The 14,731-nt window shown below is 75.9% G+C and carries 13 protein-coding genes; 7 read left to right on the top strand and 6 right to left on the bottom strand.

Features of this window, described 5'->3' with window-relative positions; translation table 11 throughout:
- Positions 1–51: 51 nt before the first annotated feature.
- Positions 52–1,509: a menaquinone biosynthesis decarboxylase gene (locus ACFW6A_RS07955; protein WP_351841675.1), complete on the top strand. Its 1,458-nt coding sequence runs from the start codon at positions 52–54 to the stop codon at positions 1,507–1,509.
- Positions 1,509–2,411: a menaquinone biosynthesis prenyltransferase MqnP gene (gene mqnP, locus ACFW6A_RS07950; RefSeq protein WP_386476973.1), complete on the top strand. Its 903-nt coding sequence runs from the start codon at positions 1,509–1,511 to the stop codon at positions 2,409–2,411. Before ACFW6A_RS07955 ends, mqnP begins: the two co-directional genes overlap by 1 nt.
- A gap of 27 nt (positions 2,412–2,438) precedes the next feature.
- Here the strand turns inward: mqnP and ACFW6A_RS07945 are convergent, their stop codons facing one another.
- Positions 2,439–3,179, bottom strand: coding sequence for a TetR/AcrR family transcriptional regulator C-terminal domain-containing protein (locus tag ACFW6A_RS07945; protein WP_351841671.1), 741 nt, complete (start codon positions 3,177–3,179; stop codon positions 2,439–2,441).
- Positions 3,180–3,508: 329 nt separating this feature from the next.
- On the opposite strand from ACFW6A_RS07945, the gene ACFW6A_RS07940 reads away from it, so the two are divergent.
- The 5 genes from ACFW6A_RS07940 to ACFW6A_RS07920 all read left to right on the top strand — a co-directional run bounded on the left by ACFW6A_RS07940 (position 3,509) and on the right by ACFW6A_RS07920 (position 9,105).
- The gene (locus ACFW6A_RS07940; RefSeq protein WP_351841669.1) at positions 3,509–4,363 is read left to right on the top strand and encodes a glycosyltransferase family 2 protein; all 855 of its coding nucleotides are present in this window, start codon (positions 3,509–3,511) and stop codon (positions 4,361–4,363) included.
- Entirely contained in the window at positions 4,360–5,757 is a 1,398-nt protein-coding gene (locus ACFW6A_RS07935; protein ID WP_386639368.1) for a glycosyltransferase, read from the top strand. Before ACFW6A_RS07940 ends, ACFW6A_RS07935 begins: the two co-directional genes overlap by 4 nt.
- Entirely contained in the window at positions 5,754–7,175 is a 1,422-nt protein-coding gene (locus ACFW6A_RS07930) for a hypothetical protein (RefSeq protein WP_351841665.1), read from the top strand. Before ACFW6A_RS07935 ends, ACFW6A_RS07930 begins: the two co-directional genes overlap by 4 nt.
- The gene (locus ACFW6A_RS07925; RefSeq protein ID WP_386478425.1) at positions 7,172–8,176 is read left to right on the top strand and encodes a glycosyltransferase family 2 protein; all 1,005 of its coding nucleotides are present in this window, start codon (positions 7,172–7,174) and stop codon (positions 8,174–8,176) included. The genes ACFW6A_RS07930 and ACFW6A_RS07925 overlap by 4 nt, the downstream gene beginning before the upstream one ends.
- Positions 8,177–8,322: 146 nt before the next feature.
- A complete protein-coding gene (locus ACFW6A_RS07920; RefSeq protein WP_351841661.1) occupies positions 8,323–9,105 on the top strand; it encodes a polysaccharide deacetylase family protein in 783 nt (260 codons plus the stop codon).
- Between the two features lie 18 nt (positions 9,106–9,123).
- Here ACFW6A_RS07920 and ACFW6A_RS07915 read toward each other — a convergent pair whose 3' ends face one another.
- The 5 genes from ACFW6A_RS07915 to ACFW6A_RS07895 are packed head-to-tail and all read right to left on the bottom strand — an operon-like array spanning position 9,124 to position 14,668.
- Positions 9,124–9,990 carry a family 16 glycosylhydrolase gene (locus tag ACFW6A_RS07915; RefSeq protein ID WP_386639363.1) on the bottom strand — a complete coding sequence of 289 codons (867 nt, stop codon included), beginning with the start codon at positions 9,988–9,990 and terminating at the stop codon, positions 9,124–9,126.
- The gene (locus ACFW6A_RS07910) at positions 9,987–11,222 is read right to left on the bottom strand and encodes an FAD-dependent oxidoreductase (RefSeq protein ID WP_386639360.1); all 1,236 of its coding nucleotides are present in this window, start codon (positions 11,220–11,222) and stop codon (positions 9,987–9,989) included. Before ACFW6A_RS07910 ends, ACFW6A_RS07915 begins: the two co-directional genes overlap by 4 nt.
- Positions 11,206–11,634, bottom strand: a complete 429-nt coding sequence (locus tag ACFW6A_RS07905) for a hypothetical protein (RefSeq protein ID WP_351841655.1) — start codon at positions 11,632–11,634, stop codon at positions 11,206–11,208. Before ACFW6A_RS07905 ends, ACFW6A_RS07910 begins: the two co-directional genes overlap by 17 nt.
- A complete protein-coding gene (locus tag ACFW6A_RS07900; protein WP_386639357.1) occupies positions 11,631–13,553 on the bottom strand; it encodes a glycosyltransferase in 1,923 nt (640 codons plus the stop codon). Before ACFW6A_RS07900 ends, ACFW6A_RS07905 begins: the two co-directional genes overlap by 4 nt.
- Complete coding sequence (locus ACFW6A_RS07895; RefSeq protein ID WP_386639354.1) at positions 13,550–14,668, bottom strand: phosphotransferase family protein; 1,119 nt, start codon at positions 14,666–14,668, stop codon at positions 13,550–13,552. Before ACFW6A_RS07895 ends, ACFW6A_RS07900 begins: the two co-directional genes overlap by 4 nt.
- Positions 14,669–14,731: the final 63 nt, after the last annotated feature.

Here is a 14,731-nt window from a genome sequence, read left to right as displayed (position 1 = left end):
AGTCGGCCCCGGTGACAGGTCCAGCGTAGCCGGTGACCGATACTTGCCCGTATGGCTCACGACGATCTCCGCTCGCTGCTCAGGGCGCTGGAGCGCGAAGGCGACCTCAAGCGCATCAAGGCCGAAGTCGATCCGTACCTGGAGGTCGGGGAGATCGTCGACCGGGTGAACAAGGCGGGAGGGCCCGCGCTCCTCTTCGAGAACGTGAAGGGCTCCTCCATGCCCCTCGCGATGAACGTCTTCGGCACGGACCGCCGGCTCCTCAAGGCGCTCGGCCTGAAGTCGTACGAGGAGATCAGCGAGAAGATCGGCGGGCTGCTCAAGCCGGAGCTGCCGCACGGCTTCGTCGGCGTCCGGGAGGCCTTCGGCAAGCTGGGCTCGATGGTCCACGTGCCGCCGAAGAAGGTGAAGTCCGGGGACGCCCCCGTCCAGGAGGTCGTCCTGACCGGCGACGACGTCGACCTCGACAAGCTGCCCGCGCTCTTCACCTGGCCGAAGGACGGCGGCTCCTTCTTCAACCTGGGCCTCACCCACACCAAGCACCCGGAGACCGGCGTGCGGAACCTGGGGCTCTACCGGCTCCAGCGGCACGACAAGCGCACCATCGGCATGCACTGGCAGATCCACAAGGACAGCCGGAACCACTACGCGGTCGCCGCCGAGCGCGGCGAGCGGCTGCCGGTCGCGATCGCCTTCGGCTGCCCGCCGGCCGTGACGTACGCCTCCACCGCGCCGCTGCCGGGCGACATCGACGAGTACCTCTTCGCCGGCTTCGTGCAGGGCAAGCGGATCGAGATGGTCGACTGCAAGACCGTGCCGCTCCAGGTCCCGGCGCAGGCCGAGGTCGTCATCGAGGGCTGGCTGGAGCCCGGCGAGATGCTGCCGGAGGGCCCCTTCGGCGACCACACCGGCTTCTACACCCCGCAGGAACCGTTCCCCGCGCTGACGATCGACTGCGTCACCATGCGGAAGCGCCCGCTGCTCCAGTCGATCGTCGTCGGCCGGCCGCCGACCGAGGACGGGCCGCTGGGGCGGGCGACGGAGCGCTTCTTCCTGCCGCTGCTCAAGATCATCGTGCCGGACATCGTCGACTACCACCTGCCGGAGTCGGGCGGCTTCCACAACTGCGCGATCGTCTCGATCGACAAGAAGTACCCGAAGCACGCGCAGAAGGTCATGCACGCCATCTGGGGCGCCCACATGATGTCGCTGACCAAGCTGATCGTCGTGGTCGACAAGGACTGCGACGTCCACGACCTGCACGAGGTGTCCTGGCGGGCCCTCGGGAACACCGACTACGCCCGCGACCTGACGGTGGTGGAGGGGCCGGTCGACCACCTCGACCACGCCTCCTACCAGCAGTTCTGGGGCGGCAAGGCGGGCATCGACGCCACGAGGAAGCTGCCGGAGGAGGGCTACACCCGGGACGGCGGCTGGCCGGACATGGTGGAGTCGGACCCGGCGACGGCGGCCCTGGTGGACCGCCGCTGGAAGGAGTACGGGCTGTGATGGCCACGGCCGCCGTTCCCGGCGCCCAGCCGGGACGCACCAAGGCGTTCCTGCGGCTCGTGATGATCGAGCACTCGGTCTTCGCGCTGCCCTTCGCCTACATCGCCTCGCTCACTGCGATGTTCCAGCTGGACCGGGAGATCCACTGGTGGACCCTGTTCCTGGTGACGGTGTGCATGGTGGGACTGCGGACCTTCGCGATGGCCTGCAACCGGATCATCGACCGCGAGATCGACGCCCGTAACCCGCGCACGGCCCACCGCGAGCTGGTCACCGGCGCGGTGTCGGTGCGGTCGGCGTGGACCGGGGCCGGGATCGCGGTCGTCGTCTTCCTCGGCGCGGCCGCCCTGCTGAACCCGCTCTGCCTGGCGCTGGCGCCGCTCGCCGTCATCCCGATGGTCGTGTACCCGTACGGCAAGCGGTTCACGAACTTCCCGCACGCGATCCTGGGCCTGGCCCAGGCGATCGGCCCGATCGGGGCCTGGCTCGCGGTGACGGGGGAGTGGTCGTGGGACGCGGTGATCCTGGGCCTCGCGGTCGGCGTCTGGATCGGCGGCTTCGACCTGATCTTCGCCTGCCAGGACGTGCAGGCGGACCGGGCGCACGGCGTGATGTCGGTGCCGGCCCGCTTCGGGATCCCGGCGGCGCTGTGGGGCGCCCGCGCCTCCGCCGTCGTCACCACCGGCCTGCTGGTCTGGTACGCGCTGGCGACGGACGCGGGGATCTTCTTCTGGGCCGGCCTGGTGATCGTCGCGGCGGCCTTCTGCTACGAGCACTCGATCGTGAAGCCGCACGACCTGTCGCGGCTCAACCGGGCGTTCTTCACCACCAACGGCTTCATCGGGATCTCCCTCTTCCTCTGCGCCCTGCTCGACCTGCTGGTCCGCGGTCTGTCGCTCTGACCCCGTCCGCCGGCTCCCGGCCTTCGGTCAGCTCCCGTCCGCGGGCCGGGCCAGGAGCGCGTCCAGGAGCGCGTCGAGGCCGGCGGCCAGGCCCTCCGGGCCGCCGGGGCGGGCGAGGGCCGGGGCGGCGGCGCGCAGCCGGGGCAGCTCGCGGGCCGGCATCCGGTGCAGGCCGAGGCGGAACGCGGGATCGGGCTCCTCGGGGTTGTCGACCATGGCCCGCAGGTCGCCGAGGACGTAGCCGAGGACCCAGCCGGTGACGGCCCGGAAGGCCGTGACGGCGGCGTCCCCGTCCAGGCCCGCCCGGTCCAGCAGGTCCAGGATCCGCTCGTGGTCCCTGAGCACGGGGAGCGGGCGGCGGGCGAGCGGGACGGCCAGCATGCGGGTGGCCAGCAGCGGCACCACGTGCGGGTGGGCGAGGGCGACCCGGTGGGTCCCGGCGGCGATCCGGTGCAGCTCGGCCCGCCAGTCCGGCGCCTCGGGGGAGGCGGCGAGCCGCTCCTCCAGCTCGGTGTAGAGGGCCTCCACCAGCCCGTCGAGCAGCGCCTCCTTGCCCGCCGCGTAGCGGTACAGCGCCATGGCCTCCACGCCGAGTTCCGCGCCGGTCCGGCGCATGCTCAGGGCCGACAGCCCCTCCCGGTCCACCAGCTCCAGGGCGGTGGCCAGCACCCGCTCGCGGCTCAGCCGGCCGTAGCGCCCGTGGTCCCCGGCACGGCGGGCCGGGGCCGGCGACCGGCGTTCCGGCGCCGGGTCCTCCTCGCTCGTCATGGGCCGCCCTCCGCGCGCTGTCCGTGTGCCGTCCGTGTGGCGTCCGCTCGGCCGCCGTGCGTCTTCCGTACGGGTCTTGTGCGCGTCCCGTACGTGTTCTCGTACGCGTTTCCCGTACGCGTTCCGTGCGTCTCCCGGGCGCGCCCTCGTACGTCTTGCCCTCGGGACGCGCGGGGATAAAGTGTACATATACGTCGTAAACGTACGGTGAATCGGCGGAGCGACCCGCCGGACGCCACGGGAACGGCGGACGGCCTCCGCAGCACGCGTGACACGTGCGACATGCGCGACACGGGCGACGCGTGCGCCGATTCGACCCCGGAGCCATCATGACCACGCACCCGACCCTGTCCCGGAGCAACGGCTCCCGGCCCGTCGACCACCCGCTCCGCCGCTCCACCGACCCGCCCCCGCACCCCCTGCGGCGCGCCGGGGACAAGACGCCGGCCCGGCTCGCGGTGAGCCTGGTGGTCCCGGCCCTCAACGAGGCGCGGAACATCCCCTGGGTCTTCGAACAGATCCCGGACTGCGTCGGCGAGGTCCTCCTCGTCGACGGCGACTCCCACGACGCCACGGTCCGCGTGGCGACCCAGATCCTGCCCGAGGTCCGCAGCATCCCGCAGAACGGCAAGGGCAAGGGGAACGCGCTGCGCACCGGCTTCCTCGCGGCGCGCGGCGACCACATCGTCATGATGGACGCCGACGGCAGCATGTCCCCCGCCGAGATCCCGCACTTCGTGCACTTCCTGGAGAACGGCTACGACTTCGTCAAGGGCTCCCGCTTCGTCGAGGGCGGCGGCTCCCTCGACATCACCCGCTTCCGAAGGCTCGGCAACCACGCCCTGCTCGCCCTCGTGAACCGGCTCTACGACGCCCACCTCACCGACCTCTGCTACGGCTTCTGCGCCTTCCGCCGCACCTTCCTCGACCAGCTGGACCTGCACGCCACCGGCTTCGAGATCGAGACCGAGATGATCGCGCACGCCCTGCGCTCCGGACTGCGCATCGCCGAGGTCCCGAGCCTCGAACTGCCCCGCCGCAACGGTCGGTCCAACCTGCACGCGATCTCCGACGGCCGCCGGGTCCTGCGAACGCTGCTGTCCGAGCGCCCCGGCGCGATGCCCGGCGGGGCCGCGACCGTGCCCGTGCCCGCGTCCGCGGCGGGGGAGGGGAGCGCGCCGTGACCCCGGGGCCGTCCGCGCCGCTGTCCGTCGTGGACATCGACCTCGCGGAGCCGGGCGTCTTCCGGCGGCCGGGGGGCGCGGCACGGAACGGCCCCTCCGGCCGCGCGCTCGGGCTCGTACGCCTGCACGGCCGCCCCCTGGGGACGGCCGAGGCGTCCGGAGGCGGCCCCGACGAGCTGTGGCGGGCGCTGGCGGCGGCGGCGCGCCGGGAGTTCCCGGCGGCGGGGGAGGAAGCAGGACCGGACTTCGGACCCGGTCCCGGCCTCGTCCCCGGATCCGCCCTCGAAACCGACCCCGGTCCCGGTCCCTGTCGCGGTCCCGGGGCCGAGGCCGGCCCCGGCTCAGGGGAGGCGCCCGGCCCCGGTTCCGTTCCCGGTTCCGGGGAGGTGCCCGTGGTCAGTGTGATCGTCGCGACGCGGGACCGGGCCGGGATGCTGCGTGACTGCCTGGACTCGCTGCGGGCGCTCCGGTACCCGTGCTTCGAGGTCATCGTGGTGGACAACGCCCCGGCGGACGCCGCCACGGAGGAGCTGGTCCGGCGGGAGTACGGCGGCGGCCGCCCGGAGGTCCGCTACCTGCGGGAGCCCGTGCCCGGCCTCGCCCGCGCCCACAACCGGGGGCTCGCCGGGGCCCGGGGCCGCATCGCGGCCTTCACCGACGACGACACCCTCGTCGACCCGGAGTGGCTGACCGCGCTCGCCGCGCCCTTCGCGGCCGACCCCGCCACCGGCTGCGTCACCGGACTCATCGTCCCCGCCGAGCTGGAGACCGAGGCGCAGCTCGCCCTCGAACGCCACGGCGCGTTCGCGAAGGGATACGCCCCGCGCACCTGGTCGCTGCGCGACCCGCCCCCGGACCCGCTGTTCCCGTTCACCGCCGGCCGCTTCGGATCCGGCGCGAACATGGCCTTCCGCACGGACCTGCTGCGGGAACTCGGCGGCTTCGACCCCGCCACCGGCGTCGGCACCCCCGCGCACGGCGGCGACGACCTGCTCGCCTTCTTCCGGGTGATCGCCCGAGGCCGCGCCCTCTCCTACGCGCCGGACGCGATCGTCTGGCACCGCCACCGGCGCACCGCGGACGCGCTCGCGGCGCAGGCGTTCGGCTACGGGGCGGGCCTCGGCGCCTACCTGACATCGGCGCTCGTCCACGAACCGCGCATGCTGCCCGCCTTCCTCCGCAGGCTGCCCGGCGGCGCGCGGTACGCCCTGACCCGCGGCCGCGCGCGCACCGGACCGGCCGCCGGACCGTCCACGGGACCGGGTGCCGGGCGCGGGGCCGTACCGCCCGGGCTCGCCCGCCGGGAGCTGCGCGGCCTGCTCTTCGGGCCCGTCGGGTACGCGCGCAGCCGGTACGACGAGCACCGGCTGCGGCACCGGACCGGCGCGCGATGACCGGGCAGCCGGTGCGGCAGGGACACCCCGCCCCCGGGCACGCGCGGCACGCCCGCAGGGCGGGCACCGCCCCGGCCCCGCCCCCGGCCTCGGGCCCGGCCCGGGAGGGCCGGCCGCCCGCCGGCCGCCGGCCGCTCTCCCGTACGGTCCGCGCCGGTGCCGGCCTGCTGTTCTCCCGGGACCCGCTGCTGCGCAACGGGCACCTGCTCGCGGTGAGTTCCGTCCTCAGCGCCGGACTCGGGTCGGTCTTCTGGTTCCTCGCCACGCATTGGTACGACGACGAGACGGTGGGGCTCAGCTACTCCGCCCTCTCCATGAGCCTGCTCCTCGCGGGCGTCGGCCAGCTCAACCTGTCCGACTTCCTCGTCCGGTTCGTGCCCTCGGCCGGCCACCACACCCGCCGGATCATCCTCACCTGCTACGCCGTGAGCGCCGGCGTCAGCACCCTGGCGGCCTGCGGGTTCCTGCTGCTCGTCCCCGTCGCCGCCCCCGGCCTGGACTTCCTGCTGACCCCGGTGACCGCCGGCTGCTTCGTCGCCTCCACCGCCGGATACGCCGTCTTCGTGCTCCAGGACGGCGCGCTGACCGCCGTACGGCGCCCCGGCTGGGTGGTGGCCGAGAACACGGTCTTCGCCTGCGTCAAGATCGGGCTGCTCGGCCTGGGGGCGGCGCTCGCGCTGTTCTCCGGCATCCTGCTCGCCTGGGCCGGGGCGCTCGCGGTCTCCCTCCTCGTCACCAACGTCCTGCTGCTGCGCCGGGCGGTGCCCCGGCACGTGCGGACGTCGACCACGGCGCAGCGCCCGGCCGGCGCGCTGCGGTACGCCGCCGCCGACTACACGGGCTCGCTGTTCCGGACGGCGGCGTACACCGTCGTCCCGCTGCTCGTCCTGAACGAGCTGGGCGCCGAGCAGAGCGCGTACTTCTCCCTCGCCTGGGTCGTCGGCTACGTGCTCTACCTGGTGACCCGCAACCTCGGCAGCTCCCTGGTGGTGGAGGCCGCGCGCAACCCCGGCCGGCTGGCCGAGCACGCGCGGAAGGTGCTGCGCCACGCGACGCTGCTGCTCGGCGCCGCGGTCGTCCTCGTCGTGGCGCTGGCGCCGTGGATCCTCTCCCTCTTCGGGGCCGGGTACGCCGAGCACGGCACCGCGCTGCTGCGGCTCCTCGCCCTGTCCGCGCTGCCGAACATCGTCGTCAGCATCGCCATCGACGCGGCGCGGGCCAGGCGGCGGCTGCGCCGGGCCGTCGGGCTCCAGGCCGCGATGTGCGTGCTGGTCCTCGGCCTCACCGTGCCGCTGCTGCCGGTCCTGGGGATCGCCGGGGCCGGTCTCGCCTGGCTGGTGACCATGTGCCTGCTCGCGACCCCGCTGCTGATCCGGCGCGCGCGCTGGCTCGCCGCCGAACCCGGGAGGTCCTCGTGAACACCGTGCCGAACGCGAACGCCGTGCCGGGGGTGACCGTCGTCGTCTGCGCCTACACCCTCGACCGCTGGAACGACATCCGGGCGGCGATCGGGTCGCTGCGCGCCCAGCGGCACCCCGTGGACGAGGTCGTCCTGGTCGTCGACCACTGCCCCGAGCTGTACGGGCGGGCCTCCGCCGCCTTCCCCGGCGTCCGGGTGGTCCCCAACACCGGGCGCCGCGGCCTGTCCGGAGCCCGCAACACCGGGGTCGCGGCGGCCCGCCACGAGATCGTGGCCTTCCTCGACGACGACGCGGCCGCCGAACCCGACTGGGCGGCCGGGCTCCTCGCCCGGTACGCCGACCCCGGCGTCGCGGGCGTCGGCGGGCTGGTCCGGCCCCGCTGGGCGACCCGGCGCCCGGCGTGGTTCCCGCCCGAGTTCGACTGGGTGGTCGGCTGCTCGTACCGGGGGCTGCCCGAACGGCTCGCGCCCGTACGGAACTTCATCGGCGCGAGCATGTCCTTCCGGCGCGCCGAGCTGCTCGCCGCCGGAGGCTTCCGCACCGACCTGGGGCGGGTCGGCACCCGGCCCCTCGGCTGCGAGGAGACCGAACTGTGCCTGCGCGTCGCGGCCCGCCGCCCGGACGCCGTCCTGCTCCACGAACCCGCCGCGGTGGTCCGGCACCGGGTGCCCGCGGCCCGCGCCACCTGGGCGTACTTCGTCTCCCGCTGCTACGCGGAGGGCCTGTCCAAGGCGCGGGTCGCCCGGCTCGGCGGCACCCGGGCCGCCCTGTCCAGCGAGCGCGCCTACCTGCGCTCGACCCTCCCGAAGGCGCTCGTACGGGCGCTGCGGCCGGGCCGCCCGGCCGGGCTGCGGACCGCCGGCGCGCTCGCGGCGGGCGTCGGCGTGACCGTCGCGGGCTACGCGGTGGGCCGGGTCCGGCGCCCGGCCCCGGCCCCCGTCCCGCCCGCCACCCCGCCGGCCCGCCGCCCCGTTCCCGCGGCCGGAGTCCGGCCGTGAACCGCCCCCGCCCGACCCCGCCGAACCCCCCGCCCGCCGGGGCCGGATCCCCCGGAACCGGGCCCGCCGGAGCAGGGGCCGCCCTAGCCGGGCCCGCGGTACCCAGGCCCGCCGGGGCCGGGCCCGGCGAGCGTGGGCCGGGGGCGGTGCCGGTTTTCCTCTACCACTCGGTGGCGGTCGACCCGCCGTCGTGGATCGCGCCGTTCACCGTGAGTCCGGGCACCTTCGCGGAGCACCTCGACCTGATCGCCGACAGCGGGCTGCGGGTCGTGCCCCTGAGCCGGCTGGTGGCCGCGCAGCGCGGCGGGCCGCCGCTCCCGGCGCGGGTGGCGGTGCTGACCTTCGACGACGGCTTCGACGACTTCCGCACGACCGTCCTGCCGCTGCTCGCACGGCACTCCCTGCCCGCCACCCTGTACGTGACCACCGGCGCCCTCGGCCCCGGCGGGCCCTTCCCGCCGGGCTCGCGGATGCTGGACTGGGACCGGCTCGGCGAACTGGACGTGCCCGGCGTGGAGATCGGCGGCCACACCCTGACCCACCCGCAGCTCGACGTCCTCCCGGCCGCCCCGCTGCGGGCCGAGGTGACGGAGTGCGGGCGCCGGCTGGCGGACGCCCTCGGGCACCCGGTGGTCTCGTTCGCCTACCCGCACGGCTACTCCTCCCCCGCCGTCCGCGCCCGGGTCCGCGAGGCCGGGTGGACCTCGGCCGCGGCGGTGCGCGACGCGTTCAGCTCGGCGGCGGACGACCCCCTGCGCATCGCCCGGCTGATGGTGCGCGCCGACACGGACCGGGACCGCTTCCGGCGGTGGACGGCGGGCGCGGGGGCGCCGGTCGCGCCGTTCCCCGAGGGGCTCGCGACCCGGGGCTGGCGCGCGTACCGCAGGCTCAGGGAGCGGCTGGACGTGCCGTACCGCGCTCTCGGTTGAGGGCCCCGGACCGGTGGCTCAGTGCTGCCACACCCGCACCCAGTCCACCTTCATCCGGGCCCGGTCGACCGAGGACGGCGGCTCCTCGGGCACGCCGACCGCCAGGTTGAGCAGCACCTCCATGGGCACGTCCGGGATCCGCTCCGGGTCGGTCACCCGGAGCCGCTCGACGCCGTCCACGTACCAGACCAGCGCGTCGGGCTCCCACAGCAGCCCGAACACGTGGAAGCGCCCGGAGAAGTCGTCGGGGCCGTACGTGCCGCGCTGCCGCTCCTCCTCGCCTCCGGGCCCCACCCAGTGCACGTACATGTTGACCCGGGTCGTGGAGTCGAGGAACTCCATGATGTCGAGCTCCGGGGGCGTGAAGCGGGACGCCGGCATCATCCAGAACGCCGGGAACATGCCCTCCTCCGCCGGGATGCGGACCGACGCCTCGACGTAGCCGTAGGTGAAGGTCCGCCGGGGCTCGCCGTCCCAGTGGTCGCGGCCGGTGGAGACCATGCCGGACCGCCAGGGGTAGGTCTTCCCGTCGCTGCCGCGCGTCTCGCGGCGCTCGGCGGTGAGGGTCAGCACGCCGTCCCGCACGGAGACCTGCCCCGGCAGGTACCACTGCGCCTCGTTGTTGCTGCTGATGGTGCAGCCGTCCTTGTTCCAGTCGTAGCAGGTGGTCCACAGGGCCGAGTCCAGCTCCCGTCCGTCGAAGCCCTCGTCCAGGACCAGCCGCCACGGGCCGGGCGGCGCCGGGGCGGAGGCGGCGGCGGTCGCGGACGGGGAGGCCGCCGGGGCCCCCGCGGTCCCGGCACAGGCGGTGAGCGCCAGCAGGGCGGCGGCCAGCACCGGCGCCGCCCTCCGGCGGAACCGCCGGGGCGGACCGGCCAGGGTCATCGCCGCCCGCCCGCGAGGTCGCCGGCGACCCGGCGGGCGGCGAACCGCGTGCCGCAGACGAAGCGCAGGTAGGGGCCGAAGGTGGGGGCCGCGGCCAGGCTGGTGAAGTACAGGCCGGGCACGGACGACTCGAAGCCCGCCGACAGCACCGGCGGCCCGCCGGGCAGGGTGCGCACCGCCTGCCGCAGGGTCGGCTCCAGGAGGGCGAGCCGGTCCACGTCCACGCGGTAGCCGGTGGCCGACAGGACGTGGTCGGCGTGCACGGTCTCCCGTCCGCCCGCCGGGTCCGCCAGCTCCAGGCGCGCCGTCCCGTCGTCCTCCGGCCGGGCCGAGACCACCCTGCGCCGGCACTTCACCGGCACGTTCCCGTCCACCCGGTCCCGCAGCCACCAGGCGCCCGACGGCCCGAGGACGGTGTGCAGGAAGTGGTCGCGCACCGGCAGCGGCAGCCTGCGGTAGGCGCCCGCGCCCCGGGTGACGGCGGCGTGGGACCAGCCGGGGCCCAGCGGGGAGGACGGCTTGAGGAGCCGGACCGGCAGGGGGCGGGACGCCTGCAGGTCGGTCTCCGGCGGCGTCCCGAAGAGCAGCGACCGGCCGCGGGCGATCACCGTGGGCCGGGCGCCGGCCTCGTGCAGCAGCGCCGCGCTCTCCAGCGCGGACTGGCCCGCGCCGAGGACCGCGACCCGGCGGCCGGCGAAGCGGTCGAGGCCGGCGTGGTCGCACGGATGGGAGGCGAGCCCCGCCGGGAACAGCGGCGCGAGGGCGGCGGCCCGGTGGGCGTACGGCACGAGACCGCTGGCCACCACCACGGCGCGTGCGGCGACCTCCTCGCCGGAGTCCAGGGCGACGGAGAAGCCGTCGTCCGCGGCGCGCACCTCGCGCACCGCCGTCCGCTCGACCTCGGGCACCCGCTGCTCCTGGAACCACAGGCCGTAGTCGATGAACTCGTCGACCGGGATCGGGTACGTGTCGCCGACCGGCGGCCGGCCGCGCGCGGTGCGGAAGTCCGCGAAGCGGTGACCGCCGTCGGGGGTGGAGATCGACGAGGCGGTCGGGACGGACTTGAGGAACATGCCGTCGGGCATGTGGGTCCGCCAGCCGTCCATCGGCTCGCCGAAGACGCGGGCGATCACCCCGGCCGCGCGCAGCCAGGAGGCGGTGGCGAGTCCGTACGGGCCGGCGCCGACGACCACGACGGGAAGCCGGTCGTCTCCGTCATGTGCGGGGGCCATCTCGGTCCTCCTCTCCCCCCTCCCTCGGGGGGACGTCGTCGTCCCGGCCCCGCGCGCCCCGCCGCCGGGGCAGGAGCGCGAGGACGGAGGTCAGCGCGGCGAGCGCGCACAGGGCCCGCACGGCGGTGAAGGCGCCGCCGAGGAAGAGCGCCACGGCCACGAGGGTCGCCAGGGCGAGGCCGAGGGTCAGGGCGAGCAGAGCGGTCTCCAGGAGCCCGTACCCGTGCCCGTACGCGCCCCGCGCGGGCGCCGGGCGCAGGGCGAGCACGGCCGCGAGCCCGGGGCAGACGAGCAGGAACGCGGTCACGGCCGCCACGCGCGGCGGCGCGGCGTCCGGCAGCGCGGTGGCGAGCAGCGCGAGCCATCCCGAGGCGGCGAGCCCCAGGCGGGGGAGGGACGGGGCCGCGGTCACGGTCCGCCTCCGGCGGGGGCCGGGGGGACGTAGCGGTAGACCACGGCGTCCTCGTCGGTGAAGACGCGGGTGAAGCCCGGCGCGTCGTCGAGCGCGGTCCGCAGCCGCTGCGGGAGGTCGTCCGGCAGGGTGCCGGTGAGGCGGACGTTCATGTCCTGGGCGCGGCTGAGCACGAGGTACGCGGGGCGCTCCCCGGTCGCCCCGGAGAGGAACGGCTCCACTCCGGTCAGCGGGTCCCGCACCAGCCGCCGGGTGTCCTCGGAGTCCTGGTAGGCCAGCTGGATCCGCCGGTGCCGCTCGTACCCCATGTCGAGGCCGGGCACGTCGGAGGTGAGCGTGACGATCACCGAGCCCGGCGGGGCGTGGTCGGTCACGTAGCGGGCGGCGGCGACCTCGCCGGGGTCGTACCGGTTCACGGCCTCCTTGCCGTAGTAGCCGAAGACCATGCCGCCGAGCAGGGCCAGGAGGACCGGGTAGAGGACGAGTGGGCGCGGGACGCGCTCCCGGGCCTCCGACGGCAGCAGCAGGGCGGCCGCGAGGAAGGCGACGGCGGGCAGCGCGAAGAGGTAGGCCCGGAAGAGCATCTCGCCGCCGTAGGCGTTGAGGGCGAGCAGCGGCAGCGGCGCCACGGCGAGCAGCGGCAGGCCGGTGCGCCGGGTCCACCGGCGGAGCGCGAAGCCGGCCGCGGCCATGAGGACGACGGCGGCCGACAGCGCGCGGTCGACCCAGGACAGCAGGACCTGCCCGGGGGCGGCGTCGCCCAGGGCCGTCAGCCCCGAGGTGACGTTGCGGTCCGGCTGGAGGACGGACCGGACGAAGTCGGAGACGTTGGCGGTGAGGTAGTCCCGGGCCACGGTGGCGTCCCACAGCGCGGTGAGGACGACGGCGGCGGCCAGCAGCGGCAGCGTCACCCGGCGGTTGCGGCGGGGCAGGGACAGCAGGACCAGGGCGCTGATCAGCAGCAGCGGGGTGAGCGGGTGGGAGACCGCGATCGCGGCCACGAGCAGCACGGCCCCGGCCAGCAGCCCCGGCGGCCAACCGTCGCGGCGGCGCGGGTCGGGGCGCGGCAGGGCCGACGAGGGCAGCTGCCGGAAGAGCAGGGCCATGACGGTCATGAAGAGCAGGAACGCGAAGGTCTGCGGCGCGAAGTAGTCCTGTCCGACCCAGGAGCAGACGTAGAAGATCCAGACCGCGCCCCAGACGAGCCGCCGGTCGCGGGTCACGGACCGGTAGAGCAGGAGCAGCGGGGCGAGCAGCAGGGCGTTGGCGAAGGCCGGGGTCCAGGCGGCGTAGCCGACGGCCGAGTCCAGCCCGGCGGCCTTCAGGAACAGGGCGTTGAGCTGGAAGAACCCCGGCCACTCGTTGTAGACGTCGAACTTGTCCGCGGCGGGGACCTCGCCGCCGTGGCGGATCATCGCGTCGACCACGGCCAGGTGCTTCCAGGCCCAGGAGTAGCGCAGGGTCGGGTAGAGCAGGGTGGGGGTGGCGTGGAGGAGGGCGACCAGGGCGAGGACGTACCCGGTCAGCCAGCCGGCGCGGGTGCGGCGGTCGCCCAGGGCGAGGCAGAAGCCGAGGGTGAGCAGGGCGGCCGCGATCCAGAAGAGCGGGGGCAGCACCTGGAGCAGTCCGAGGTCGCGCATGTCGTCGAGCGGGACGGAGCGCAGGGACAGCAGCCACAGGACGAGCGAGACGGGGAGCGCCGCGCGCACCGCCCAGAAGCGGAGGGCGGCGGCGCGGCCGGGGCCGGCGGGGGAGGGTCCGGGGCCGGGGGCGCCCGTCCGCCGGGGTCCGGGCGGCTCCCGGACGGCCGCCCGTGAGCCCTCGCGGAGGCCGTCCGGGCGGGCGGCGGCGTCGCGCGGGGCGGTCCGTCGGGCGGCGTCCCGGGCGCCGTCGCGCGGACCGTCCCGCCCGCCCTTCATGGCGTCTCCGGCCCCCTGGCCGCCTCCCGGAGCACGGGGGTGACCGTGACGCCCAGCCAGCGGCGGCTCCGGCCGAACCACGGGGTCTTGCGCAGGTTTCCCGACACGTGCCACAGCCAGGTCAGCAGCGGCAGCGCCACCGGGTCGTCCCCGCCGCCCGGGCCGGGGCCGTCCGCGCCGACGCCGTGCGCGGCCAGCAGCGCGCGGTCGGCCGAGGGCAGCCGGCCGCGGCGCAGGACCTCGGCCACCTGCCGCCCCATCGGGGGGCCGCCGAGCGCCTCGCGCGTCGCGAGGACGAAGGTGCACGCGTCGATCTCGGCCGGGCCGTCGGCGCGGGAGTTGCCCCAGTCGAAGACGCCGGTGATCCGGGTCCGCCCCTCGTCGAGCAGGAGGTTCCCGGAGTGGAAGTCGCCGTGCGTCCAGCCGCGGGTGAGGGTGGCGCCGGCCAGGGCGCGGTCGAGCCGGCGGCGCAGCGGGTCCAGGGCCCCGGCCCCGGCTTCCGGCCGGCCCCGGCCGAGTTCGGCGGCCAGGACGTCGAGCTGCTCGTGCGCCCAGTCGGAGAGGTGGTCGGCGGCGGGCTCGGGCCGTCCGGTGGCGGCCCGCAGGGCGGCGAGCAGGCCGAGCGCGGCGGTGGTGGTGCGGCGCACCTCCTGCGGCCTCTCCGGGAGCAGCGGTCCGGCGGGGACGCCGGGGAGCAGGGTCTGCACGAGGGGACGGCGGCGCGGAGGCGCGCCCGGGGGGCCGTCCGCCGCTCCGGTCTCCGGGTCGTCCGCGGGACGGTCCGGGGTCTCGGCCACCGCCCCGGCCGCCGTGCTGTCGGCTGTCCCGGTCGTCCCGTTCGCCGGGCTGTCCGCCGTCCCGGTCGTGGGGCCGTCCGCCGTCCCGGTCCGGGCTCCGCGGCCGGGCGGGGAGGGGCGGCTGCCGACGGCCTCGGGGAGGAGCGCCCGCCACGGGGCGAGGCGGGGGTCGGCGGCCAGCTCGCGCAGCCGGTCCCACTCCCGGGCCAGGGAGGCGGAAGCCCGTTCCGTACGGGGGTACTTGACCACGCATCCGGTGCCCGCCCACTCGGCGGTGAAGACCAGCAGGCAGTCCTCGGAGAGGGTGCGCCGCGGCATCACGGTCACCTCGCAGGGGCCGGCCCGGCGCACCATGCGGTGTGCCGCGGTTCGGTCGGCCAG

It is taken from the genome of Streptomyces sp. NPDC058758 (assembly GCF_042746075.1).
In the GTDB taxonomy this organism is placed as follows: domain Bacteria; phylum Actinomycetota; class Actinomycetes; order Streptomycetales; family Streptomycetaceae; genus Streptomyces.
The sequence above is the reverse complement of the archived record's forward strand: the minus strand, read 5'-3'. Positions and strand labels throughout refer to the sequence as shown.